The sequence below is a fragment of the Levilactobacillus yonginensis genome (genome assembly GCF_003946265.1).
GTDB classification, from domain to species: domain Bacteria; phylum Bacillota; class Bacilli; order Lactobacillales; family Lactobacillaceae; genus Levilactobacillus; species Levilactobacillus yonginensis.
Map to the genome: position 1 here is coordinate 1 of NZ_RHNO01000058.1, position 1,594 is coordinate 1,594.

A 1,594-nucleotide genomic window follows, 5' to 3' on the forward strand; every position below is an offset into this window, starting at 1 on the left:
AAACATACTAAGATTAGCTCTGTAAAACCGATTTAGGTTTTGCAGAGCTTTTTGAATTACAGTAGGTATATGGAGCTGAAGATCGCTCAAAAACCCTGGGACCTCGAGTCCGCTTATATAAACTGATCACCGCCATTATCTCTAGTAATTCAGGTTTAAGTATGTTGGTCTTCGAGACCGCGTTTAGGAAATTAGAATAGCCGGAGATAATTCTGGAATAGTTCTGTACTCTTTTTAGGAGATGTTAGTTTTGGAACAACATGATGTTATTGGTATTGATGTCTCGATGGGAAAAAGCAGTTGTGCTATTTATCATCAAGACCATTGTCTTTACGATTTTACTTTTACTCATACGATTACTGGTTTTAAGACCTTGTTTTCAAGGATTAGTCTAACGACTAATCCAATTGTTTATTTTGAATCAACTGGTGTCTATTCGAGACCCGTCAGAACTTTTTGTGAAAATAACCGTCTTGCCTACGTTGAAGTAAATCCGTTAGCTCTACACTTTCAAATGAGTACTCTGCGGCGTCTTAAGACTGATCGAAATGATGCTCATAAAATTGCTCAATATGGTATCCAATATCCACAAGCGTTGTCTCAGCCATTCACTCCTGCCTATGGGAAAATACGTGAATTGACCCGATTTCATGCTCAAATAGAAATGGATATTAAGGATAAGCGCATGCGGCTTCATAACGCTCTCCAACAGACTTTTCCAGAGTTGGAGCACCTTTTCGCCAGTCGTGTATCAAAGCTAGCGTTAAATGTTATTGAACTCATGCCACACCCAGACTTCGTCCGCTCTCTATCACAGACCAAACTAAAAAATATCTTGTCGAAGAACACTGATAAGAAGCTCTCTAAGGCAAAGACTCTGCGCCGCGCACAGGAGCTTGTACACTTCGCATCAATTAGCTATCCGGCAGCTAATCGTAACAGTATTCAGGTTGACGAAGTGCGTTATTACGCTCGAAGGTTAATCAATCTTATCCAGGAAAAAGAGAAGCTAGTTAAGCAACTCAAGAACTTAGCCCAAACACTTCCCGAATTTGAAATAATGACCTCGTTTCCTGGAATTGGCGACCAAACGGCCGCCGAATTGATTGGAGAACTTGGTAACATTCGCAGATTCACCAACAATCGCAAACTAAATGCCTATATCGGAATCGACTTGAATCGTTATCAATCTGGTACATACACCCGCCCTGATCACATTAATAAACGTGGTAACGCCCATGCACGCAGTATTTTATTCTTCACAATAGGAAATATGATCCGTCAACAGGCAGCCGCACCTAATCATATTGTCGATTACTATTACCGATTAAAAAAAGGACCTCATCCCAAACGGGATAAGGTCGCAAAGGTAGCTTGCATGAATAAGACAATCAAGTGTCTCTTAGTCATGATAAAAGCCAACCAAAGATATGATTATTCATATCACGGACTCAAGGTCCAATAAGGCATACACCTTATAAATTTAGTCTAGCAGTCTCACTTCAAATTTCAAATTTTTCCTCAGTGAGATACTGTTTAGTGTACACAAAATTTCGAAACATTTTTATTTACAGAGCTTGACTAAACGTAGGAA

The 1,594-nt window shown here is 39.6% G+C and carries 1 protein-coding gene; it reads left to right on the plus strand.

Going from position 1 to position 1,594, the window contains the following annotated elements:
• Nucleotides 1-250 precede the first annotated feature (250 nt).
• Nucleotides 251-1,465, plus strand: coding sequence for an IS110 family RNA-guided transposase (locus EKM87_RS12305; RefSeq protein WP_225428451.1), 1,215 nt, complete (start codon nucleotides 251-253; stop codon nucleotides 1,463-1,465).
• Nucleotides 1,466-1,594: the final 129 nt, after the last annotated feature.